Source organism: Paenibacillus sp. FSL M8-0212, from assembly GCF_038004645.1.
In the GTDB taxonomy this organism is placed as follows: Bacteria; Bacillota; Bacilli; order Paenibacillales; family Paenibacillaceae; genus Paenibacillus.
The window spans coordinates 4,476,992-4,501,059 of sequence record NZ_JBBORP010000001.1 but is presented as its reverse complement, the minus strand read 5'-3'; the positions used below and the strand labels follow the sequence as shown (position 1 = coordinate 4,501,059).

18 protein-coding genes are annotated in these 24,068 nt (G+C 45.6%); 5 read left to right on the top strand and 13 right to left on the bottom strand.

Annotated features, from left to right (window positions below; translation table 11 throughout):
• The first annotated feature begins 107 nt into the window (after positions 1–107).
• A complete protein-coding gene (locus MKX68_RS19830) occupies positions 108–965 on the top strand; it encodes an SDR family oxidoreductase (RefSeq protein WP_340913865.1) in 858 nt (285 codons plus the stop codon).
• 188 nt (positions 966–1,153) lie between these two features.
• Here MKX68_RS19830 and MKX68_RS19825 read toward each other — a convergent pair whose 3' ends face one another.
• The 7 genes from MKX68_RS19825 to rnhA form a co-directional block, all read right to left on the bottom strand.
• Positions 1,154–1,693 (bottom strand): RNA 2'-phosphotransferase, encoded by a 540-nt coding sequence (locus MKX68_RS19825; RefSeq protein WP_338588057.1) that lies wholly within the window; start codon positions 1,691–1,693, stop codon positions 1,154–1,156.
• A 35-nt stretch (positions 1,694–1,728) separates the two neighbouring features.
• Positions 1,729–2,166 carry an Imm48 family immunity protein gene (gene imm48 / locus MKX68_RS19820; protein WP_338588058.1) on the bottom strand — a complete coding sequence of 146 codons (438 nt, stop codon included), beginning with the start codon at positions 2,164–2,166 and terminating at the stop codon, positions 1,729–1,731.
• A gap of 132 nt (positions 2,167–2,298) precedes the next feature.
• Entirely contained in the window at positions 2,299–3,540 is a 1,242-nt protein-coding gene (locus MKX68_RS19815; protein ID WP_340913864.1) for a transcriptional regulator, read from the bottom strand.
• Between the two features lie 182 nt (positions 3,541–3,722).
• Positions 3,723–9,413 (bottom strand): S8 family serine peptidase, encoded by a 5,691-nt coding sequence (locus MKX68_RS19810; protein WP_340913862.1) that lies wholly within the window; start codon positions 9,411–9,413, stop codon positions 3,723–3,725.
• Between the two features lie 548 nt (positions 9,414–9,961).
• Positions 9,962–10,951: a serine/threonine protein kinase gene (locus MKX68_RS19805; protein ID WP_338588061.1), complete on the bottom strand. Its 990-nt coding sequence runs from the start codon at positions 10,949–10,951 to the stop codon at positions 9,962–9,964.
• Positions 10,952–11,250: 299 nt separating this feature from the next.
• A complete protein-coding gene (locus tag MKX68_RS19800) occupies positions 11,251–12,120 on the bottom strand; it encodes an alpha/beta fold hydrolase (protein ID WP_338588062.1) in 870 nt (289 codons plus the stop codon).
• Between the two features lie 332 nt (positions 12,121–12,452).
• Positions 12,453–13,106: a ribonuclease H gene (gene rnhA, locus MKX68_RS19795; RefSeq protein WP_340913861.1), complete on the bottom strand. Its 654-nt coding sequence runs from the start codon at positions 13,104–13,106 to the stop codon at positions 12,453–12,455.
• Between the two features lie 131 nt (positions 13,107–13,237).
• Between rnhA and MKX68_RS19790 the strand changes: the two genes are divergently transcribed.
• On the top strand, positions 13,238–13,804 hold the full coding sequence (locus MKX68_RS19790) for a DUF421 domain-containing protein (protein WP_340913859.1): 567 nt from the start codon (positions 13,238–13,240) through the stop codon (positions 13,802–13,804).
• A gap of 355 nt (positions 13,805–14,159) precedes the next feature.
• Here MKX68_RS19790 and MKX68_RS19785 read toward each other — a convergent pair whose 3' ends face one another.
• From MKX68_RS19785 to MKX68_RS19770, 4 genes are all read right to left on the bottom strand, one after another.
• On the bottom strand, positions 14,160–15,365 hold the full coding sequence (locus tag MKX68_RS19785; protein ID WP_340913858.1) for an acyl-CoA dehydrogenase family protein: 1,206 nt from the start codon (positions 15,363–15,365) through the stop codon (positions 14,160–14,162).
• A gap of 108 nt (positions 15,366–15,473) precedes the next feature.
• Positions 15,474–16,550, bottom strand: coding sequence for a dimethylsulfone monooxygenase SfnG (gene sfnG, locus MKX68_RS19780; RefSeq protein WP_340913857.1), 1,077 nt, complete (start codon positions 16,548–16,550; stop codon positions 15,474–15,476).
• 176 nt (positions 16,551–16,726) lie between these two features.
• Complete coding sequence (ssuD, locus tag MKX68_RS19775; protein ID WP_340913856.1) at positions 16,727–17,884, bottom strand: FMNH2-dependent alkanesulfonate monooxygenase; 1,158 nt, start codon at positions 17,882–17,884, stop codon at positions 16,727–16,729.
• A gap of 18 nt (positions 17,885–17,902) precedes the next feature.
• The gene (locus tag MKX68_RS19770) at positions 17,903–19,357 is read right to left on the bottom strand and encodes a 4-hydroxyphenylacetate 3-hydroxylase family protein (RefSeq protein ID WP_340913855.1); all 1,455 of its coding nucleotides are present in this window, start codon (positions 19,355–19,357) and stop codon (positions 17,903–17,905) included.
• A gap of 285 nt (positions 19,358–19,642) precedes the next feature.
• On the opposite strand from MKX68_RS19770, the gene MKX68_RS19765 reads away from it, so the two are divergent.
• Positions 19,643–20,272, top strand: a complete 630-nt coding sequence (locus MKX68_RS19765; protein ID WP_340913854.1) for a TetR/AcrR family transcriptional regulator — start codon at positions 19,643–19,645, stop codon at positions 20,270–20,272.
• 126 nt (positions 20,273–20,398) lie between these two features.
• Here MKX68_RS19765 and MKX68_RS19760 read toward each other — a convergent pair whose 3' ends face one another.
• Positions 20,399–21,166 (bottom strand): ABC transporter ATP-binding protein, encoded by a 768-nt coding sequence (locus MKX68_RS19760; RefSeq protein ID WP_340913852.1) that lies wholly within the window; start codon positions 21,164–21,166, stop codon positions 20,399–20,401.
• A gap of 2 nt (positions 21,167–21,168) precedes the next feature.
• Positions 21,169–22,278 (bottom strand): FecCD family ABC transporter permease, encoded by a 1,110-nt coding sequence (locus MKX68_RS19755; protein WP_339790026.1) that lies wholly within the window; start codon positions 22,276–22,278, stop codon positions 21,169–21,171.
• Positions 22,279–22,411: 133 nt separating this feature from the next.
• On the opposite strand from MKX68_RS19755, the gene MKX68_RS19750 reads away from it, so the two are divergent.
• Together MKX68_RS19750 and MKX68_RS19745 are read left to right on the top strand one after the other, a co-directional pair.
• The gene (locus MKX68_RS19750; protein ID WP_340913851.1) at positions 22,412–23,476 is read left to right on the top strand and encodes an ABC transporter substrate-binding protein; all 1,065 of its coding nucleotides are present in this window, start codon (positions 22,412–22,414) and stop codon (positions 23,474–23,476) included.
• A gap of 165 nt (positions 23,477–23,641) precedes the next feature.
• The gene (locus MKX68_RS19745) at positions 23,642–24,064 is read left to right on the top strand and encodes a MarR family winged helix-turn-helix transcriptional regulator (protein WP_340913848.1); all 423 of its coding nucleotides are present in this window, start codon (positions 23,642–23,644) and stop codon (positions 24,062–24,064) included.
• Positions 24,065–24,068 lie beyond the last annotated feature (4 nt).

The window sequence follows — 24,068 nt, the reverse complement described above, 5'->3', positions numbered from 1 at the left end:
GCTCATAATGAGCTTTTTTTAACCCTTTCGTTGTAATCACACCTGTTATAACATTTTTGATTACAATCATATGCAACCAACAACACATACCCTAGGAGGAAAAGAAAATGAAAATTTTGGTTACTGGCGCAACAGGTCAATTGGGTTCACTGGTTGTAGAAGCATTGTTAAAAACGGATTCTGCCAAGGATGTGGCAGTAAGTGTACGTAATCCTGAGAAAGCGGAAGCACTCCGCACCCAAGGCATTGACGTGCGTCACGGTGACTTCGATCAACCGGAGACGTTGCAGAAAGCTTTTGCCGGTGTAGACCGCCTGTTGCTCATCTCCACCGATGGTGACAATGAAACGCGTATTCGCCAACATCAGGCTGCCATTGACGCTGCCAAGAGCGCAGGTGTGGGTTTCATCGCTTATACAAGCGTTGTGAATGCAGAGAAAAATACCCTTTCCCTGGCGGAAGTTCACCGCGCTACAGAAAAAGCTATTCGTGAATCCGGTATTCCGTATTCCTTCCTGCGCAACAACTGGTACCTGGAAAATGAAGCAGGCAGTGTGCAAGCCGCTACACAAGGCGCACCTTGGGTTCATGCCACCAATGACAGCCAAGTAGGCTGGGCTACCCGCAGTGATTATGCCCATGCTGCAGCAGCTGTACTTGCAGGCGAAGGACATGAGAATACCGTATATGAATTGTCCGGCAAACTACGCACGCAAGCTGAACTGGCTGCCATTGTTGGTGAAGTGCTTGGGCAGGAAATCAACGTGCAGAACGTGGACGATGCCGCTTACGCTGACATCATGAAAGGTGCAGGTCTACCGGACTTTGTCGTATCGATGCTTGTTGATATGCAAAGTGCCATCCGTGAAGGCGCATTGGCTGTAGAAAGTGATACATTAGAGAAATTGCTTGGCCGTCCGGCTCAGCCACTTAGCGAAGGTATTAAAGCGATTGTAGGCAAGTAAGTTTTGAATATAAGAAAGGGACACACCAACAAATGTTGGATGTGTCCCTTTTTTGTGTAGCTAGAGATCAATACAATGATATTCCCGTTGTAAGAATGACCGTACACTCACCCGTTGATTGCGACTGCTGTAATTCGAGATAGGTATTTATGTTTTCCACAACAGTTCATCAACTCATTGTACACTGCTCACTGCTCAAGAATATAACGTGCGGGAATATGATCGGCCAGCCAGATATTTTCGTTTCCATGATAAAAGAGGATTCCATCTGTGGCCGCTTGAGCAGCATTGATTTTCAAAATAACAGGCTGATCATCCCGTCTTCGTCCCACCTGATTGGCCGTATCGATATCTGCGGACAGATGTACATATTGCCTTTGCCGCGGCTGTAAGCCATGTTCCATAATAGAATTCACTGCGCGTGCCGGAGTCCCATGGTACAGGGTTTCCGGTGGCTCAGCAGATAACTTCGATATCTTATGGGGTGTCGAATGTCCATACAATGCCCGGATACGGCCAGAACGGATTTCATGTCTCTTTTTCTCCGAGGCTTGGATCATCTGCTCCAGATCGGCTTGCGTGACTTCCTTCCACTGCGGACTTTCATGTAAAGCCACCAGCAATTGCGAGATTTCCACCCAACCCTCTTCATCCAGTTCCAACTCATACTCCCATGGTGCATGTCGCAGAGCGTATGAGAGTTCTTTGCTTAATTTCATCAGATCCAATGCAATCATCTCCCACATCTAATAAAACCCGTATATTACTGCGATTGAACCGCTGTTAAAATCTCCTGAATGTTACGTTCCAATCCTTCATCGTCTTCCTGATTGAATTGGCGGTGTCCATCAATCCCACGTTGGATAATCGTATTCATCACCGGATGAACCTCACGATCGGAAGCCACACGAATCAGATCATCGGCAAAATCAACCGCCTGCTGTTCACTATAATTAAATGGTTTAATCAGCATCCGAATGCTCAAGGCATGGGCCTGCGGCTCTGCTAGCTGATCCCGATGAGTGATACCATACACCGCGCCAAAACCAAAAGCAGCCATTACCTGACGCTCCAGTTCAGTCGTCTGTTCCAATGGCGTGCCAATCAGCTCACACATTTTGTCCACCATCTGCTCCAGCTCGTTTGCTGCCGCAGCCAGAATTACGTCATTAATATCGTCAGCGTTGATAAAATCAGTCATATTGGTTTTCTCCATTTCTGCACCGTATTTGATCCATTCTCTCAGACTCTATGAGAACATTGTATCGGAGTTGGGGTGTTCGTTTCAAACCACTCATATGTCGTCGACACTTCTCTTAGTCTTATATTACCCTTATATAAGGGAAGTCGCTTGTGATTCAAAGCGATTTTTGGCGAGCCTGAGCGCCTTGTCCTTTTCACCATGATCCATATAGTACTGAAACAATATCTCTTCATAACGTTCAGCGAGATACTGGGAACCAAGTTCACGATAATAAGGAAGAATTCGCTCTTCTATCATTTCGTAATACGCTTGCTCCTGCCCTTGTAAAATGACAGACTGGAGTTCCAATTCCATATAACTTGCGTCTGAAACAAGTTTAGAATTGTGCAAGGCTTCCAGAGACATGTCCAACAGCTTGTTTGCAGAAATGAGGTTACCCAATCTATTAGATTCTATGTAATTATTGAGTACCATCAGGTATAACGGTTGTTTCTCCGGAATGATATCAAGCGCTTGTCTGTACCAGTAAGCAGCATCCTCATATTGCTTCCGCCGGTTATATTCATAACCCAGATTGTTCAACAGCTTTGCTTTTCGGTCAGGGAGCCCACAATCATCACTAATCCGAATCAGATTCTCATATCTGCGTTTCGTCTCAGGAAAATCATGATACTCACGGGAATTGAGCTGAACCAGCATAATGGTTTCAGTGTCAATGATCCGCACCATATTGAGCGTTTTCCGAAAATGCTGAATAGCTTTCTCAGCGTAATAGTACGACGTAATATTCGAATATATCGAGTGATATGCCAGAGACAAATGATAGAAGTACTCATGATTCGTATATTTGGACTGATTAATTGAAGTTAACGTCTCAATGGACTTGCGATAATGTCCTGTAAGGAAATAATAAATCCCCATCACATGGTGATAAAAATAATGTTCATATGAATGCTCCGATTCATCAGGAATTTCAACTTCGGCTATAAGTCTCTCGGCTTCATTGATATTATTCATAAACAAGTAAAATCGGATCCGCAGCAAGTCATAGGATAAACGCAAATCAGGTATACCTTTTAACGGTTCTTCTTCCAACTTGTCTTTGAGACGAATAGCTTCAGCTGTTCTCTGCATAATAATGGCCTCTTGCCATGAATCCAGAAGATCGTTCATTTGATGATATCTCGCTACTTCTCTTGCCATATCAATACATAGTCGATCACAGAGCATGTCCATAATTTCTTGTGAATACTCTGTCATTCCCCGTTCAATTTTGCTCAGATGTGTGACTGAACAGATCCCTTTCACCAGTTCGCCTTGAGTTCGTCTACTTTTCTCCCGGTAAAATTTAATAATCTTCCCTTCAATCATCACTACACCTCGTTTTAATCCATCATTTTATTCCTAATTATAGGGTTCGAATATGGACTCTGCCAGTTATATATTGGAGTCTGACATACTTGGGAAGAGAATTTCAGGAGCTTAACTAAGTAAAATAACAATAAAATAAGAGGCCCCTCTAATGTTAGAGGAACCTCTTATCCTTGTACTTCTTATTTCAGCAGCGCAAGTAAATTGTGAACCGTTTGGGCCGTTTCGGCACGAGTAGCACTATTTTGGGGTTTGAATTTCCCGCCAGTAGAACCTTTCATTACACCAAGCTCGGAAGCTTTCGCCACAGCTTCTTTTGCCCAAGATGCAATGTCTGCTTCATCCGTATAACCGGCAACAGCCGACTGGGTATCGTTTGATTGGGATTGATATTCGTATGCTCTCATTATGAGCACTGCCATTTCTTCACGTGAAATGGTTTGGGTCGGAGCAAACTTATCATTCGCTATTCCCTGAACCAAACCTGCTTGATATGCAGCTGCAACGCTGTCTGCATACCAGGCATCCTTACTAACATCACCAAATGGCAATTCGTTACCTTTCACCTCTAAACCAAGAGTTCTCACGATTAAAGCAGCGAATTCGGCACGAGTCGTTTGACCTTGTGGATCAAACGCGGTCTCTGTTTTGCCTGTCAGCACATGTTTCGCCGAAAGAGACTTGATTGCTTTACTTGCCCAATGCGTTGGTACCACGTCTTCGAAGGATTTATCGTAAACGAACGGTGCATACATGCCCATATCAGACAATTGGGAAGTAACGGTACCCTTCTCTTCATCTACAATCCCACCTGCGTAATCCCATTGATCCGCAGATGAATGTTCATGATACATTCCAATCAGATCGCTGTTTAACATTCTGTCGTAATGGAGTGTCAGTGAAAAATCTTCAGGAAGCGAGGACAGAGATAATTTCTCACTGGAAACCTGGAGATACAGTTCAACTTCATAAGCAGCACCTGCGGTTGTCCACGTAAGACCTTGTTTCGTTTCTGGTGCTTTCACATCTTGTTTCAATATATCCAAAATGATCTTGCCCCCAGCAGCACCAGAACCTCCTTTGGTCTGCAGTTCTTTCAATACGCTAGATGGAATGGTGAGCGATAATACACCTTGCTGAGAAATTGTGAGTGAATTCGCACCCAACAAGTCCCCCGCATTAACAGGCAACTCAATTTTCTTACCAACTGTAATATCCACATCTGCGGTACCGTTTGTCACAGCTTTCAATTCTTTTTCTGTAATGACCTGATTTTGGCTTGGATCTGGGTCTGTGGTTGGTGCAGGTGTTGGGACAGGTGCAGGGGTCGTAGAAGATCCGCCGCCACCGCTATTTCCAGAACCACCCCCATTGTTACCAGAACCACCATTATTCATTTCCTGAATTTTATTGAGGAAGTACCCTAAGTCTTTGTCCCCAATTTGCAAAACAGGCTTCTTGGTAGAATAGTTAGCAGTCATTCCAAAGTTATTTGTAATATAATTCACTTCGGCGTCTCCTACAGAGCCATCCTGGTCAATATCGGCGATCTCATCCGAAGTATGATAATGTTTCGTTACAAGCTCCATGTCATAGATATCGATGACTCCATCCCCATTAATATCTCCTGCATACGTAAAGTCTGACGAATTCATTTGATTAATGCCATAATATTCGCCATCAATCGTCTTGCTCAGAACCACTGCCAGCCTGGAAGGTAAATGACCCGGAACTCGTGTGTAGATGGTCGTCATTTCTCCTGTTGCCGGAATCCCATCGATCAGGAACTCACCATAATTTTGCACAGTCCCCTCATATTTCTCACCGGAAGCCGTCTCGGCATAAACTTCAATGCCCATTGCCGAATAGTCATTTTCAAAATCCAGATACTCTCCATCGACCATAAAAGCTTCCGGACGTACAAAACCATATGTTCTCGAGGATTTGGAGATCACTTCATAACTGTCTGTGTTAAACGCGGTTAATGCCAATTTCTCTTCGTTCTCTTTCATGCCAACAGTCGTGTATTTCACTTCAAGAAATGGTACGTCACTTTTCTTAAAATAGAATTCATCCTTCGGTACATCAAAGACAACATGGAACAAATCAAGATCCCCTGTGATTCCTTCAAAGGACCCACCTGAGATGGATGCCTCAAAGCTGAGTTCTCTTTGGTCCACTACAGGCTCACTGATTTTCACTTGAGCACCTGTGGCATCCAGTAATGCCTGCAGCTCAGGCGTTGGCTCAATCCGGTTAAATTGTTTATAGTCATACATCGATTCCAGGGTAAACGAAATACCGTTTAACTTCTCGACATTGTTCAATTGAATAGTTTGGGTAATTGTATCTCCTTTACGCACTTGTTCTTTGTCATATTTGCTGGTCACATAAGGTTTACCTTCGGAAATAAAACCATAGCGGTGGTCCTTGACGGGATTGGCCGCTGTACCCACATCCAATCCAAAGAGTCGAAGTTCGTAACCATTATCATATTCTTCTTTGGTAATACCAAAAGATATATTTCCTTCTTTGGAAACAGGCAAATCACCGGAATAAAAGGGACTGCCATTCTCGTAGAAAATGACACGATTGGAGGATTGATCATAAGCCGTGATCCCATTATCAACAAAGGTTTGGATGGTTGAATCGATAGCTGTGCCATCATACCAGACGCCCTGTCCACCTTCCCTTTCCGTCAGCATACTATCATTGAGTTCGTGTAAACCAGGCTCAATACCCAAATCAATCTCGGGGGCTGTATTGTCCACAACTACCAATCTTTCGGATGAATACTGCTTGGCGTCCGAATCTGTACCGATGAATTCAAGTGTGTAGTTGCCCTCAGGGACAAATCGTGCAACGTTGGAGATCTCCCCGTTGTCAATCGGAAATGCATAACCTCTAAACACATTCAGGATCAGATATTCCACTCCCGGTAGCAGGGACTGCGAATTCAAGGTACCTACAAACCCGATTTCCTCGCCGGTTTTGCGATCCTTCAGCAATACATCCACAGAGTCAATGGGACTTCCCAATTGAATAGCACTCAGTGTAATACGATTCAGGAACTGATGGAAAGGAGTATCGTTTGTGATGGATGGTGGAATCAGTTCCACCGAAGTTATACCCTTTTCGCTAATACGGATGGAGAATGGGATCTGAATATGATCCGCCGCATTTTCCGTATCCAGATATACATATCCTTCATAACGACCACTTGGCGTGTCCTGTGGTATATCCACTGAAACAGTCATCTCTTCCGTACTTCCGCCACTTACAGTAATGGATTCTGGAAGATGAACATTTAAGTTCATATCGTTTAACAGCTTCATGGAAGTGTTATACGTTTTGGCACCGTCCCCTTTATTCTCGATCTTAACTGTTCGGCTGTCAGATACGATTCCCTGGTCGTTTTCTTCCAAATATGCACTATCAAATACGATGGAACCTGTAATTTCATCAATAAGGATGGATTCGTCATTCGAGAAGTGAATCGTTTTATCCTGAACTTTGGCAAATACAGATGTGTGGACTGCCCGGTACGGATCTACTCGGCCTGCACCTACTTCATATACGGAATAATTCCCGTTCAGATCAACAGCTGTATTCATAAGAGCAGTCTTCACATCAAAAGGTGTATATTCTTCATGTGCCTGAAGCATAAGTGCAGCAATACCTGCCATATGCGGGGTTGCCATGGAAGTACCCGAAATTCGTGCATAGGCAATATTATAATTCTCACCCGTATGATCATTCACAAATACAGGATAGGTTGAAAAAACAGCTACGCCCGGTGCAACGATATCGGGTTTAATATCATCATTCACGGCGGCTGGGCCTCGGGAACTGAAATCGGCCAGTTTATTCCCTTCCGTAACGGTTTGACCTGCTGCGCCAAAGGTGACCGTCACACCGTTCAACTCTTTTAGTTTTTCTCCAAGCTCTCTCATCATTTGGAATGTAGGAATATACCCGTTCATTTCACCCAAATAATTAGGGATTGTTCCTTCAACATTGTTATAAATGATTGCTGCTGCCGCCCCTGCTTTTCTTGCGTTGACAATCTTGGCATCGAGTGCAATATCTCCCCGAGCGATTAGGGCCACTTTGCCTTGTACATCAATACCTTCAAAATCAAAAGCATTACCAAGCCCTGCATAAACAAGTTCGTAGGTTTTGCCTTCAAGCGTGGTCAGATCGTCAGCAAAATCTTTACCAAACAGTGTTAACACCTCAGTAAACGTTGAAGCAGGTGCTTCTTTTGTTGGCGCTTCTTCTTCTGCTGCTGGTGGTGCTTCTACTTCTGCATCAGGTGCATCTTCTACTGATAGTGAAGTTTCTACATCTGCTGCTGGTGTCTCTTCTTCTGTTGTCGATGCTTCTACATCTGCTGCAGATGGTTCTTCTACTGTTGGTGGAGTTTCTTCATCCACTATAGGTGTTTCTTTTTCCTCTGCCGATGCCTCTTCTTCTACTGCAGGTGTTTCCTCCCCCCGAATAGGTTCTTCTTCAATTACAGGTGTTTCCTCTGTCTCTCCCGCACCTGGATTGTTATACACATCCAGAGTCACTGTAGCCGTAGGAATAGTTAACGGAACATCGGAAGCACCAATCGTAATGGCCAGCGCGCTCGCGCCTGGTGTACCTAACGTACCTTCATTGGGTCCATCATTACCTGCCGCAACCATACTCACCACGCCTTGCAGCATCGCATTATTCAGTGCAATTGAAGAAGGATCCAGCGGATCATTCGTGGCGGCCCCTAAGGATAGATTGATAACATCAAGTTCATCTTCAATAGCCTTGTCAATTCCGGCAATAATGCCACTCATCTCACCACTTCCACCAGGGCCAAGTACACGGTACACATATAAGTCTACGTCTGGAGCGACACCTTTTACAGCATGCCCCACATCATTTTGGGCCTGCCCAGCGATGGTTCCCGATACGTGTGTTCCATGGGAAGTATAATAATCTTCTGCTAATACACCTTGCTCCTTATAGCCCGAATTCTCCCAATCTTTATAGGTCGTCTCCATCGGGTCTGCATCGTTATCAACAAAGTCCCATCCTTTAACTGTCGTTGGATCTACTTGCTTTGGATCCTCACCCGCATGAGCGCGATACCCTTTATACGCCCCTGTTAAATCCGGATGATTATAATCAATTCCGGTGTCCAGTACACCCACTTTGATTCCCTTACCAGTGATACCCTCTTCATGAAGTTTGTCGATTCCGAGATATGGCACACTATCAGCCATTCGAGGTTGTATTCCGGATGCAGATGCAAATTCACTTGATGTGTCTGTTTCTGGCAGATCAAGTACCACTTCCTGGTCAGCCCATACTTTTTTCACAACTCCGGATTTCATCAGATCTTCTACGGCTACGCCAGGGACTGTTAACGCAACACCATTTAGTGCGTTTTCATACTCCTGAGTGATTTGGATCGAGGCAGCATCATAAGATAGCCCTCTCTTCTGCTGCAAAGACTTAATGTGCTGCTTGAATTGCTGATGATTTTGTTTTACTCTGCTTGCGGCCGTAAGCTCTGACAACTTCTCATATTTTAGTCCAGCCCGTTTCAAGGCAACGGCAGCGGGTTCGCTATTGAATTGGATGATCACTTTGACCAAATCGTTACTTTTGGTATTCACCTTGGAGTCGATCACTTCACCGTCCATGACTTGAAGCTGATTCAAAGCTTGTCTTTCCTCTGGCGTCAGTGATTGAAGAATGGACTTAGCGCTTTCACTCTGCTGTAGAGGACCATAAGAAGGTGCTGCGTAAGCAGGTAAGGAGAACATGGAAGACAACATGACTCCTGCTGCTACTAAACCGGATAACCATCGGGTTGATTTTCGTTTCATTTTATACCTCCTGCGATTTACGATCAGATTAGGCTTATCGTATTCCGCAGCGTAGGGGATGTAAATTGGGGTAATTGAGTATGTTAATAGAAGAATCAGTTTGTTACCCTTCGGAAAAATTTACATATAAATAGACCGAATTATCTAATTTAGTGACTTTATTTAACAAATTCAGGATTCTATTCTTTTATTCACAACTGAATTTGATAAACAAGTTTCTTTAGACCTAAAATCACTTTCGAAAATGAAGAGTTTTTTCAAAAACAAATTACTTTTTTTGTTATTTTTTGATTGGATTCAATTAAATATCTGTTAAAAAACGCGAAAAAAGCTTACACCATTGTTCTAAACAGAACGAGACATGTAAGCTTTTTTAACGTATATCTCGAATGGATGGCATTGGTAAACGATGATGTATTCTATAAGCTATAAAAGAAAACAAGCCAGTTCGCCCCATATGTAAGGGGAAGAACTGACTTGTTTATATTTTACACCTATTTAACAGCTATGCTTTCATTTAAGCGTATCTAAACATAGGTCATGACTGCTTACGCCGTCTCATGTTGCTTTTTCGACTCCACTTCATAGACCTGCGTATGTTCATTCTCGGCTAAAGACCATTCCACTGTACCTGGCTTGCGCACTTTCCATACCCAGGCTTGAATTCGCAGCGAGCTTCTGACCCAAGCTAAAGAGGCACAGCGTTTCTCAGAACGAACCGTCAAACCCCAATGAATAACACGAGCGAGCCAAGGATTCACATACTCATTATGTGAACGAACTGATGGTAATTCATCTTGGAACAACCGCTGTTTCACGTCCATAGGGGGTTGCCCGCATGTCCAATAATGGAGCAGAGCTGCCAAACTATAGATGTCCGACATCGGTCCCTGACTGGATTTCTCCGAATAGAACTCCAGCGGAGAATAACCTGCCGATGTAAATATCACCTGTTTCTCTCCGGATTGCATAGGCCAACGGGTAGCTGAGCCAAAGTCCAGAAGTTTGGGTGTACCATCCTCCATCACCATAATGTTGGAAGGTTTCACATCCCGGTGAAGAATGCCTTGCTTATGTATGTAATCCAATGTATCCACCAGTGGAAGCAGCGTCTCTGTTATGAAGGCAGCATCAAGAGCATGGTTGTGTTCATTCAGATACTCGGTCAATGTGATTCCCGTGCAGTATTCCATAACCAGATACCCCGTATCATTCGCTTCAAAATGATCCAAATACGAAACAATATGAGGATGATCCAGTTTCGATAACAGTTCACCTTCGAGCAGAAATGCAGCCAGTAACTCCTGATATTGCCCACCGTATCCTCGCGAAGAGCAGAACACCCCACGCTTGTCTGCCTGACGTTCAGCCAGTCTCTGTGGGAAAAATTCCTTAATGGCTACCTTGGCACCCGTATTACGATCTCGCCCTGCATATACAATAGCCAACTCACTGCTGGCTAATACCTGTCTTACCTGATATGTATCATTTATAATCACATTGCGCTGCAATGCCATTTTACAATTGTCTTTTCTCATAACAGACCTCTTTTCAACCTTGTCGATCGGAAGACTTTCCGCGTAAATGCATCATTTGGTTCAACCAGTCAGCAATTCATCGCCAACTATACATATAAACCAAATGATGCAATTTGAAACACCTTAACGCGAAATATTTAAATATTGATGATATCAAGCCTTCTACGATCCACTGCTAATCCCTATCCACACTATTCTATAGTAGAAAAGGACTCTCTTATATAGAGTATCGACAGAAGGATGTAATTACTTAATTAAACTGGAGAAAAACATTTCTCATCCTTCATTTGCAGCTTTTATTAATAATTATTCTGTAAAAAACGTCCGATTTCCTCGTTCATCTGAACCAATACGTCCTGTGAAGGAAAATGTCCTGTATCATACTTGATGGCTTTTACATTCGTAATAATCTTTTGAGCTCGCTCAATACACTTATCCGCAGGGAAAAAGACATCCTTCTCCCCTACCAATAACAAGGTTGGTGACGTATAATTCACCAGTTCTTCTCGATCCGTGAGCTTGGGCAGATCCTGCTCTATGCTGACGTATTTAAAAAGTTTGCCAATAATGTTTTTATCCATTTCTTTCATGCAGTTGCACGACATGTTGTCCGTAATTTTTTGCAAAGAAGATGGTGAAGACGTCATGCGGTACTTGACGAGCGGCAGCGTGATATCCTGAGCTGTTTTAATTTTGGAATTGACCGCAAGACCAGCAGGAGCAACCAATACAGCACACGAGATGCGTTCCGGAATATAGGTAGCCAGTCTGAGGATAATGCCTCCTCCAAACGATGGACCGATAAATGCACTCTTTTCAATATCATAGTGATCCAGCAGATCCGACACCCATAAAGCCAAGCTATCAAACCGTGTGGAGATACTCGCTTCCTCACTATAACCAGGATGACCAATCGTATCAGGAGCAATAATCCGGTATTCCTTAAATAAGGAAGAGAACCATGACAACGTCATCGGATTCACACAATTACCGCCCTGGAGAATAAATAACGGCTTGCCATCTAGAGGACCCGTCAGTAAAACATGAGTCTTGCCAAAACGCGTCTCTACATACTCACGCGTAAAATCCTCACCCAACTCGTTCAAATAAATCTCATACTCTTCAAGTATGCTGCTCTTGCCTTCTTCACTTCTATAAATGGAACTCATGTCTGCCTCCTGCAATATATACTCAAATAACCCATTCTAGTGAATGGACTTGCTAATCGATGGACCAAAAAGATAAAGAGGGCCTGCAGATGACAGGCTCCTCCATATGTTTAACTAATCATATTCAGATGATTATAGAGCGGAAACTGGAAATTGTAAATAACGATTCTAATAGACCAAAAATAAAGGAGGCATCCTTTGGTTAAATCAATTTTATAACTCACTAAAAATGGATTTTTGTGACTAGATATAGACAAATTAAACCGCTTTGATCTATATCTAGCCTTGAGTGAAGTAGCTACAGGTATTATGAAATTGATACGGATAAATACTTACTTCCGACCGTAATCCGCCTTGATTTCGCCCCACTGTTTGGTCTGCCATTTTAGCACTTTATTGCTATACGTATTTGTCTGGAGCCACTGCTCCGCACGATCAATCATCAGCCAGATTTCTTCCGTGGAGTTGTCTCTTGGTAATGTTGTGGCTACTTTTTTCTGCTTTAGCCATTTCATGGCATTGACCGAGTCGGTATACACCGTTTTGGTACTGCCTTCTTTTTTCAAATGTGCGAGGGCATGTACAATGGCCAGGAATTCGCCCAGATTGTTCGTTCCTTTGGAGATCGGTCCAACAGAGAAAATAATCTCACCGGTGCGGGTGTCTACCCCTTTGTATTCTACAGGTCCAGGGTTACCGCGTGTCCCCACATCAACAGAGATACTGTCATAATCCACTTCCTCCGACGTTTCCATGCCTGCGCTTCTTCCGCTACCAGCCGACTTGGTTTTCGACGTTCCGCTGGCACCTGAACCCCAGTTCCCTTTCCATCCGGCACGATACGCTTCTTCTGCGGCCGTTTTGGACTCATAAGATTTATATTTAGCTCCGGTATACTGATCCGTCTGCGCTTTGCATTCTGCCCATGTGTTATATACGCCTGGCTTCTTACCTTCCCAGACAACATAGTATTTCTGTTTTGCCACTGTGACCCGCTCCTTTGTTTAACTTCATCAGTACCCTATTGTAAACGATTGGGAGGGGGGAATGAAAGTTAAGTTGTTCGTCCAAGCTAAGGAATACGACACATGATTTGGTATAGAAAGGAATACAACCAATGGACTGGATATGGAAATCCATCTTGCTTGTACTGATTGGCATGATTCTGCTACGGATTGCTGGACGTAAATCCATCTCGCAAATGAGTGTAGCCACGACAGTCATTATTATCTCGATCGGAACAACGATCGTGCAGCCAATTGCGAATCATGAGTTAGGCAAAGCGATCGGGTCAGCGGCGGTATTTATCCTCATGCTTCTGATCGTTGAACAATTACAGTTGAAGTTTAATTGGTTTGAAACAATGATGAGCGGAAAATCCAAGGTTATCGTGGAAGATGGGAAGTTGAATCTACCGAATTTGAAACATATGCGCTTTTCCGTGGACCAATTGGAGATGCAGTTGCGGGAAAAAGGGATTACAAGTATTACCGATCTGGAAACGGCCACGATGGAACCAAACGGGCAACTCGGTTATGTGCTCAAACGGCACGCGCGCCCAGTAACCATTGGTGATTTGGAATCACTCCTGAAGCAAGGTACGTGGCCCACGGAATCCAAAAAACTGTTCCAGGAGGTCATCCAGGATGGACACTCTCGTCCGCTGGACTCCACACTGGAATAGCTACTGCCTGTCCCTCGTCGCAAAAGAAAAGGAAGAGGCTGTCTCAAAAGGAATTCCGCCTCGTTCCAATGGCTAACGAACCTACCGCACCTTAAAAGGCAGATCATCAACGGTTGCAAGATTTAACGAACCTCAGTAACGCTATTTCGTCATAAAAGGGCTCCCAAACCTAAAAAATCCAGTGATTCGACGAAATAGCGTCTCTATGATTCGTTAGATCTCAGATCTGGGCAAAAGGGAGCGAATAGCGTGTGTCAGGTTCATTAAACCAAAACAAAATAAAACTGCAAAGAGGATGTCCCCGTCATATTCATGACTTATGGGGCATCCTCTTCCTTTTCAGTTTCTGTGTGAATTAATCCCCTCCCTCGTACCACAGCTCCAGTGGCAGACCAACCAGAGACTTGCCAATCCACTCTCTGGCGATATTGTTGGAGGGCCCCATGGCAATGCCTGCACGCGCGTCACGGAAGAGACGTTCAAACACGCCTTTTTTATAACCATAACCTCCGGTAACATCCAGTGCTGCTTTGGTCGCTTTATTCGCGACTTCGGCAGCATGAATTTTGAATTCAACCAGCGGCAGGAACAGCTCAACTTGCGGTCTCCCCTGTGCCTGAAGTTCGTCCAGCTGCCGCGCAAGTGATAACTGCCAAGGCTTCAAGCTGGAGATTAGCACCTTCACTTCAGCCAACTGCTGGCGGATGATCTGGTAATCAGCCAAGCGCTTGTTAAAATCCCGATGAACCATGCCCTTCACATATTCGGATGCAGCCTCAAGCGCCGCCTCGGCAACTCCAAGCCAGGTTGAGCCCAGGCCGATCAAATATACGGGCGATACACCACTCTCCAGAATTTCGCGACCCTGCCCCTCGGTTCCGAGCTTATCCTGAGCTGCAATTCGGACACCTTCATATTTAATGGGTCCGCTATGGTTACCACGAACACCGAGTGCATCCCACACGCCGGAAGTAATGCCTTCCAGTTGTCCATCGACAAGAAAGAAGCTCACATCTGTCGGGGTTTGCGCTCCTGGCGTGCGAGTCTGGGTCACATAAAAATCAGCCTGTCCCGAGCTTGTCGTGAACGACTTTTCGGCATTCAGAATATAATCCTCGCCGTCTCGGGAAGCCTCGCTGAAATTAAACCACCAGTGACCTCCCGAAGCACGCTCACTTGTGGAATACGTACCTATAGCGCCATTACGTACCGGCTTCAGCCAACGCTCCTTCTGATCCTCATCTCCGTAGAGAGCTATCGTCTGAACGGCTCCAACATGCATGACATACACCAGTGAAGTCGAAGGGCATCCCTTGGCAATTTCTTCTGCCGCAATCGCAAAGGCAACATGATCCAGTCCCCGTCCACCGAAGCGCTCGGGAATCAGCACCCCATTCCATCCAGCCTCAGCAAGGGCGGACAGATTCTCACGCGGGAAACGGCCCTCACGGTCGATCAGCTCAGCACGTGGTTTAATGACTTCGTCGACAATCCCCCGAATTTCAACTCTCAATTGCTCATAGTCTGGCCGGGTGTGAATCGTGTTTGATTGAATACTCATAGTGTCATCTCTCCTCTAATTATAATAGGGGTAAATCCCTCAAAAACACGGATACAGATGTGCCAGTCCAATTCACTTCATTCCATCTATTAAAAATGGATGGTCTTCTCAGGTAGCCGCTACCCGGTTTAGTGCAGCCTCCTTCTCTCTAACCAGCGGGATCACCTTCTCACCGAAAGCCTGAATATCCTCATCGTAATGAAGAAAGCCAGTAAGAATGAGATCTACTCCAACCTTTTTCAACGCAATGATGCGGTCTGCCACCTGCTCCGGGGTACCAATCAAACCGGTTTTGAACCCGTCATTATATTGCACCAGGTCGTCGAAGTTGGAATTCGCCCACATTCCCTCCTGTTCAGGTGAAGCTTTGCCTGCAAATTGAACCTGACTGCGGAAGCCCTCCACGGCCTCGGGGTCAGCATGCAGAATAATCTGGCGCAGTACTTCCAATGCTTCTTCTTCCGTATCCCTCACGATGACAAAAGCATTTACTCCGAATTGCAGCTTGCGGTTGTAGGACGCAGCCCGCCCAGTCACATCCTCAATCTGGGTACGGAAACCTTCGATGTTATTCCCGTTCATGAAATACCAATCCGAGACTCGTGCAGCCATGTCACGTGCAGCAGCCGAATTCCCTCCCTGGAACACAGGTGGAAGTGCAACCGGTTTGGGTTTGTGTGGCGCTTCATGAATACGGTAAAAGTCTCCCTGGTGATTGGCTTCTTCTTGCGTCCACAGCTCCTTTATGACACGGATGAACTCTTCCGAGCGACGATAACGCTCGTTATGGTCCAGCCACGGTTCTCCAAATCCATGAAACTCTCCCTTGAACCAGCCGCTGACAATATTTACGGCAGCTCGTCCCTTGCTGATATGATCAATCGTCGTGATCGCTTTCGCTACTGGACCGGGATGCCATAATCCAGGCAATATGGCTGCTATCAGTTTCAAGCGATCTGTAACCACAGCCAGTGCGGAGGCAAGAGCAATGGCTTCCAGTTGATTATCAGCGCCGTAGCTGGCCATAAATCTGGTTTGCAATAACGCATAATCAAAGCCCACATCTTCTGCGATCTTGGCATACCTCGCGTTATCCTCAAATGACCAGCCTGTTTTTTGCGGGATGCTGGAGATAACCAGACCCCCACTTACATTAGGAACCCAATACGCGAATTGCATGGACATGTTGAATCACCTCTTCAATGGAATGATATATAGGCAAGGGCCAAGGCCCTCTCTACCGGAGCGGAATGCAACAAAAAAGACACCTACAACCTATAAGTTTGAGGGTGCCTTTAGTTCGTCTAATCGGCCAGAATGTATGATGTTTTCAATGGAGATATCGTAAAAAGCAGACCCTATCATTTGGAAGCCGCAGGCGCTTTTACCACATGATCAGGAATGTTATTATTGGCGATGATCTCGCCAAAAGGGCTAATAAACGAGCGCTCGCCGTTATCGCCATATTGTGCATAATTGAGCTTCGGAAACAACAGCTCAGCTGTACGGTAGGCTTCTTCCAGATGCGGGTACCCTGACATAATGAAGGTCTCAATCCCTAGTGCCTCGTACTCCCTAATTCTCGCTGTAACCTGGTCAGGATCACCTACAAGTGCTGTACCGGCACCCCCTCTGACCAGTCCAATGCCTGCCCACAGATTTGGGCTGATCTCCAGATTGGAACGATCCCCATTATGCAGTCTGGCCATTCGCTGTTGACCGACGGAATCCATGCGAGCATAGATCTTCTGGGCAGAAGCAATCGTCTCTTCATCCAGATGAGCGATCAGGTCATTCGCGGCCTGCCAGGCCTCCTCTGCGGTTGGACGAACGATTACATGAAGTCGGATGCCGAAGCGCAGATTTCTTCCCTTTCTGGCAGCAAGCTCTCGCATTCGGTTGATCTTGGCCTCTACCTGGTCAGGTGGCTCACCCCACGTCAGGTATACGTCTACATGCTCGGCAGCCACCTCCATGGCAGCTTCAGATGAGCCTCCAAAATAAAGTGGAGGATAAGGCTTCTGAATGGTCGGATACAGAACCGATCCACCGTTGACCTTTAAATATTTGCCCTCAAAATCAACTTCTTCGCCCGCCAGCTCCTTGCGCCATATGGTTAGAAATTCATCTGTCAATGCATAACGCTCATCATGATCCAGGAACACCCCGTCTCCCTCAAGCTCGATCGGATCCCCTCCGGCTACAACATTGATCAAAAGTCTTCCTTTGGAGAAGCGATCCAGTGTACTCGCCATTCGTGCCGCCGTGGTCGGAAGCATCAGACCCGGACGTGCAGCGACCAGAAACTTCAGCTTGTCCGTTACCGACACCAGCGAGGAAGCAACGACCCAGGCGTCTTCACATGATTTTCCCGTAGGTAGCAACGCACCGGCAAACCCAAGCTCATCTGCAGCTTGCGCAACCTGCTTGCAATAATGATAGGTCACTGCCCTGGCACCTTCTCGGGTGCCCAGAAATCTTCCATCCCCATGTGTCGGGATAAACCAAAACAATTCCATTTTTCTCTCTCCTCCTGCTCAAATGGTGGCTACTCTGCCCTTGCTGTTCTCTTGAATCAGCTTCCAGACAGGACCTGTTAACGACAATTTGTCATGTCGAATGTAGTGGGATGCGAGCCCCCGGATCGGATCACCTGCATAAAATTTTTCATATAACAGATGTCTTGCGCCAAGCGGACTGCCGATGAGATCCCAAGCCAGCTTGAATAGCTCCACTTTTTTCTCTGCACTTACCGCAGCGCCTTCAAAATACAAATGCATAAATTCGGAAATCGGACCGTAGAAGTCCTCAATTCCGGAAGGGGTCTGAACAAAGCCACCTGCGCCGACTTGTTGAAGTATCTCAACAGCCCGTGGATAATATTTGGTTCCCAAACTTCGCGCCGTCTCTACATACGTCAGATCAGGAACGAGTACACCTGCTGCATCAGGCACGGCTTTGGCCTCCGCTGCAATAATCAGCGCCTTGATTACATCAATTTGTGTCAGCAGCTCCCCCAGCTTCTCCTGTATATGCAGAAATCCGGTTACGCCAATCGACTCAGCCACCGCAAAGGCCACACCCGTGACAAATTCCAGCTTGGCTACAAAGCGCACGACATTTTGGTGGAAGGCCAATCCATTGGCTGTATGGTTCCCGCGAAGCTTCAGGACCTTGTCAGAATCGCCGTAGAGAAGCACCCTTTCCCAAGGAATCAGGACATCATCGAAAAAAAGGACCGCATCCATCTCATCGTATCGTGCACTGAGCGGATGATTGCGTTCTCTGGCATCAGCAAATGACTCCCTGCACACAATATGCAGTCCTGGTGAATTGGCGGGTACAATCAAGACATGCGCATGTTTCTGATGTCGGGTCTGAAATTGCAGGAACGAAAAGATCAGAAAGTCATGCGTATACGGTGCACCAGTCGCAATCATTTTGGCTCCTCTAACCACAATCCCTTCCGAAGTTTCCTTCACCACATGCAGGAATCGCTCTGCAATCCGCTGGTCATCCAGTCCGCTGGAACGATCAATCTGGGGATCAATAATGGCTGTTGTCAGAAAGAGGTCGCGGTCTCTGGCCTCATGGTAATAGGTGCTGATTTTATCCGCAAATTGCGGGTCCAGGTCGGATAATTCGTGCCGGGCAGCATACCATCCGGTGACCATGGAACGGGCATAGTCGGATAACCGGCTCATCATGCCATTGGTGCTGGAAGACCAGACTGCAAAGGACTGACTGCGTTTGTTCAATTCGGCTGCTGTGTGCGGTATGAGAAATGAGCTGTGTGCATATCGCTCCTGTCCCTCGAGAGCATAGCCCACTTGCTCCCGTTGAAGAGGATCATCCAGCATATTAAACAACTGCCTGATGGTGGATAGTGTGCCTTTAAAAGCCGCATGTTCGGAAATATTCTTCACCTGCTGCCCTTCCAGCCAGACACGTCGTCCATCCTCCAGACTGGATATGAAAGTATCTCCCCTCAAAATGTCACCCCTTACTTAAATTTTATTTTTCCGATTGATTTGCTATGTTTTATTGTTTATCATAGCTAATATCCATTGGATCGCAACAATCAATGACTCCAAATTTGATGTTTAACAAACACAAATGCTTGATCTGTCGGACAACGTCAAAATAAACTACAATCCGGCTTGATTTGAAGGTGCCTGCATCTTAAGCGCATTCCCATGGATGCATGAAATACGGATCTAGACGATGTTGCTTAACCAACAAAAAATCCTAATCTGTTGTTTTTGAGGTGATATGGTATGAATGAAACTCGAGGTGTCGACCGAAGAATTTACAGAACCCGTGTCATGATCTATGAAGCTTTTTTGAAAATGATGAAGAAGCAGGATTACGTGGAAATCAGTATCGTGGACATTGCTGAACAAGCAAACATCAACCGTTCAACCTTCTACGCCCACTTTATTGACAAAGAGGATTTACTGGACAAGATGGTCAACGAGAAATTGGAGTTGCTGGAACATGTACTCAGTGAACGTTCTGCTGCCATGGATGTGGCTCTTTCTTTTACCGAGCCTGACCCGATCTTTGCGGTCCTGTTTGAGCACATCTTTGAGCATGATGAGTTCTACCGGGTCATGCTACTGATCAATCCTGTCGGCAATTTCAGTACCCGGCTGAACGAGGTGATTAAAACTTATTTTTTTCAACGGATTACCCAACTCGGGATGGATCAGAAGGTTCAGGTACCGCTGGACATTTTACTCGATCATCTCAGCTTCTCCACCAGCGGAATTATTCATAAATGGCTTGAAAACAACAAAGTATACTCTCCCCATCATATGGCTTTGCAGCTTACCCGTCTTGCCCGACTAGGTGTCTACACGGCCATGGGCGCGCAGGCCCAGGATACACGCTCCCCCCATTCCTGACCTGCCTGTTCTGGAGCCAGAGGCTAACTTGACCAACCTCCTCGGAGAAGAAAGCTAAACACAAAAAAAACTGCCTTCCAAGCTGAAAATCAGCTAGAAAGACAGTTCACTGGAACACTAGACATATCACCGTGTACTCAGGTAAGCGATGCCCAGGCCGCCCGTAACCGGATTTGTATAGATTTCACATTCTACATCAAATACCTCACCAATCATCTCACGAGTCAGGATATCAGCCGGTTTGCCGTGGACCACAATCTGTCCCTTTTTCACCACATAGAGATAATCGCAATATTCTGCGGCGAGTTCGAGATCATGCAGCGCTGCTAATATGCCAATGCCGAGTCCGCGGACAATATTTAGAATCTGAAGTTGGTATTTGATGTCCAAATGGTTCGTCGGCTCGTCCAGGATCAGGAATTGGGGTTGCTGTGCCAAGACACGCGCCAATACCACACGCTGTTTCTCTCCACCAGACAGAGACACGTAATTGCGGTCTGCATGTCCAGTCAGATGTACTTTTTCCAAAGCCTGCTCCACGATTTCGTGATCCTGTTCATTATCCGTTTCCAGCAGTTTTTTGTGCGGGGTACGCCCCATCATGACCATCTCACGTACCGTAAAATCAAAACTCAATTCATTAAACTGGCCGACAACGCCCATATGTCTGGAAACAAGCTTTGGACTGGATTTGAGAATATCCGTATTATCCAGAAAAACCTTACCTTGCTGCGGTTTGATCACTTTATAGATGCTCTTGAGCAGCGTTGACTTGCCACAGCCATTCGGTCCGATCAGTCCCACAAATTGTTTACCGTTTACCTGTAATGAAATATCCTTGATGATGTCCGTGTTCAGCACAGATATGGATACATTTTCTACGTTCAGTTTCATGGTTAATTTCCTCCAAAACCGTAGCCTTTTTTGACCAGCATATACATAAACATCGGCGCACCAATCATGGCTGTAATGATCCCGATTGGCAACTCCACGCTGGATATGAGGGATCGTGCAATAACATCCGTCCAGATAAGGAAAATGGCACCAAACAACACGGATACAGGCATCACTTTACGATGGTCGGAACCCACCAGACCTCTGACGATATGTGGAATAATGAGTCCGACAAAACCAATCATGCCACAGCTCGCCACCATAACGCCTGTCACCAAAGCAGTTAACAACATGTACACTCTGCGGTACACACTCAGATTAATGCCTAGTGTAACGGCTGCTTCGTCCCCCAATAACATCGTATTAAGAACTCTGGACTGTAAAAGGAAAAATAGAATCGCGACCAGCACAACGATACCAACGAGTGGAAGCTTGTTCCATCCGGAAGCCGCCAGGCTGCCCATGGTCCAGAATGTCACCGTTTTGATGCCTTCAGCATTGTTGGCAAAATAAATAATAAAGTTCGAAAAAGCGCTGCATAGCGCGTTAATCACCATTCCGGCAAGCACCAGCTTGACCGACGTCATTTTCCCCCGAATACCCGCAAGGGTTAGCACCAGTAAAGAAGCTCCCATCGCTCCGGCAAATGCCCAGAAAGCCACCCCTGTCTGACCCAGCCAGCCAATCGCACCGAAGCCAATGAGAATTGCAAAGGTTGCTCCAAGTGAAGCGCCTGAGGATATACCCAGTATGTAAGGATCAGCCAGTGGATTCTGCACAGCAGCCTGCATAACAGCACCGCACAAGGCCAAGCCTGCACCGATAAACATCGCCATCAGCACCCGCGGGAAACGAATCTGCCAAATGATATCGGTAAAGGAACCTGCCTCAATGGGTGTTGTTCCCCACTGAAATCCCGTTAATTTGTATAAAAGGATACGATACGACTCCGCCAGTGGAATTTGTACCTGTCCAATGGAAACTGCAATACCTACAGAAATAATCGTGATTATGACTAAAGCTGCGATCAGTAAAGCAAACCCGGATTTACTATGAATCAGAGACTCTCTTTTCCCCCTACGTTGTGTCTGAACCTGAACCGTCTGTGCCATCTCTTCCCCCATCAATTCGCGTAAAATGTTGAACAAATTAAATTCAGCTATTTACAAAGCTTTTTCTCGGATTATAATTGAGAATGATTATCTTTGTCAATTTAAAACACATAGAAAAGGGGTTCATCATTTAATGAAATTCACATCCAGAACCATTGGCTTCGCTGCTCTAAGTCTCCTGTTAATGCTGCTTGCAGCCTGTTCGAATGCATCAACTTCTTCCCCTGCCGAAGAAACAACTTCAACAACTAATACGACAGAAACTTCAGCTCCTGCTGAGAATACAAATAAAACGACGTACCCGCTCACCATTGAGAACTACACAATCTCGGGTGAGGGCGGCGAGTGGAAACCAAAAGTGCAAGTATTCGATAAAGCACCTGAACGTGTGGTTGCGAATACCCAATCTGCGGCTGAGATGCTCATCAAATTGGGTCTGACCGATAAAATGGTCGGTGTTGCTGCTCTATACGGTTCCGTTACACCGGATGTGGCTGATGATTTTGCCAAAATTCCGGTATTGTCCAAGGATTATGTAGGTAAAGAGCTGGTTGTAGGTGCAAGCCCGGATCTGGTACTCGGACGGGGTGACCTGTTCGCTGATGCAGACTGGGGTGTGGGTACCGTCGATGGATTAAATGACATGAATATCCGCACGTTCCTGCAAACGACGAATCACAAAGGCACACTCGATAGCCTGTATAGCGATATTGCACAACTTGGGCAGATCTTCGACGTTCAAGAAAATGCCGCAACATTCACAGAAAGTCTGAAGACTCGTGTTGATGCCATTAAGGCAAGTGTAGCCGATCAGCCTGAGCATACTTTTGCCTACATCGTACCCGCTACAGAAGACACCATTACGGTAAGCAGCATGCAGAACGATACGTATCAGCTTGATGCACTTAGTCTGTTGAAGCTAAAAAATACGTTTGATGGTGTGCAAGGTGAGGTGAGTGTTGAGCAACTGATCACAGCGAACCCGGACTACCTGCTCTTGTCCGCGTATGCCGGTTCACCAGATATCGACAAGCTTATTCAAAATCTGTATGCCAACCCTGCCTTGCAAAGTATGAACGCAATCAAGAATAAACAAATCTATGTCACGGATTTCAGCGAGTTCTGGGGTTATGGATATCAGATTCTGGATGGTATTGAGAAAATGGGACAGGAATTGAAAGCTAATCCGATTAAGTAATCGCCGGATGTTGGCTTGTAATGTCATATTGCAGTGAAGTATTAACATGAAATAAAAGCAAAGGAGCAGGAGAAGAAATTCTCACTGCTCTTTTGCTTTACTGTACATGCATTATATGATGAATCAAAGCTTGACATTAGTTTGATAACAAACTATATTACACATATGAAAACAAGAGACGCTATTTCACTCATATCCAAAATTAAAGAGAAGGTCAACCGCTTCATCCTTACTGAGATGGCTGAGCAGGGAATCCAGGATCTCGCCACGTCCCATGGGGATATCATCTATGCCCTGTACAACAATCACAGGATGACCATGGCTGAAATCGCCAAAAAAATCGGCAAGGATAAATCCACGGTGACTGCACTTGTGGACAAATTGGTGCGGACAGGATACGTCCTCAAGGAGCGTGATGCAACAGATTCACGAGTTGTTCATGTGGCTTTGACTGCAAAAGGCGAAGAATTAAAGCCTGTCTTTGAAGAGATATCTCAGCGCATGTTGGACGTGTTCTATGCGGACGTTACGGAAGCGGAGAAAAAAGAACTGCTTCGAATTTTAATGAAAATTCATGGCAACTTCTAATTTT

Coding starts and splice junctions, on each gene's coding strand:
- MKX68_RS19830 (WP_340913865.1), top strand. CDS start 108: ATGAAAATTTTGGTTACTGGCGCAACAGGTCAATTGGGTTCACTGGTT.
- imm48 (WP_338588058.1), bottom strand. CDS start 2,166: ATGACTGATTTTATCAACGCTGACGATATTAATGACGTAATTCTGGCT.
- MKX68_RS19815 (WP_340913864.1), bottom strand. CDS start 3,540: ATGATTGAAGGGAAGATTATTAAATTTTACCGGGAGAAAAGTAGACGA.
- MKX68_RS19810 (WP_340913862.1), bottom strand. CDS start 9,413: ATGAAACGAAAATCAACCCGATGGTTATCCGGTTTAGTAGCAGCAGGA.
- MKX68_RS19805 (WP_338588061.1), bottom strand. CDS start 10,951: ATGAGAAAAGACAATTGTAAAATGGCATTGCAGCGCAATGTGATTATA.
- MKX68_RS19800 (WP_338588062.1), bottom strand. CDS start 12,120: ATGAGTTCCATTTATAGAAGTGAAGAAGGCAAGAGCAGCATACTTGAA.
- MKX68_RS19790 (WP_340913859.1), top strand. CDS start 13,238: ATGGACTGGATATGGAAATCCATCTTGCTTGTACTGATTGGCATGATT.
- MKX68_RS19785 (WP_340913858.1), bottom strand. CDS start 15,365: ATGAGTATTCAATCAAACACGATTCACACCCGGCCAGACTATGAGCAA.
- sfnG (WP_340913857.1), bottom strand. CDS start 16,550: ATGTCCATGCAATTCGCGTATTGGGTTCCTAATGTAAGTGGGGGTCTG.
- ssuD (WP_340913856.1), bottom strand. CDS start 17,884: ATGGAATTGTTTTGGTTTATCCCGACACATGGGGATGGAAGATTTCTG.
- MKX68_RS19765 (WP_340913854.1), top strand. CDS start 19,643: ATGAATGAAACTCGAGGTGTCGACCGAAGAATTTACAGAACCCGTGTC.
- MKX68_RS19760 (WP_340913852.1), bottom strand. CDS start 21,166: ATGAAACTGAACGTAGAAAATGTATCCATATCTGTGCTGAACACGGAC.
- MKX68_RS19755 (WP_339790026.1), bottom strand. CDS start 22,278: ATGGCACAGACGGTTCAGGTTCAGACACAACGTAGGGGGAAAAGAGAG.
- MKX68_RS19750 (WP_340913851.1), top strand. CDS start 22,412: ATGAAATTCACATCCAGAACCATTGGCTTCGCTGCTCTAAGTCTCCTG.
- MKX68_RS19745 (WP_340913848.1), top strand. CDS start 23,642: ATGAAAACAAGAGACGCTATTTCACTCATATCCAAAATTAAAGAGAAG.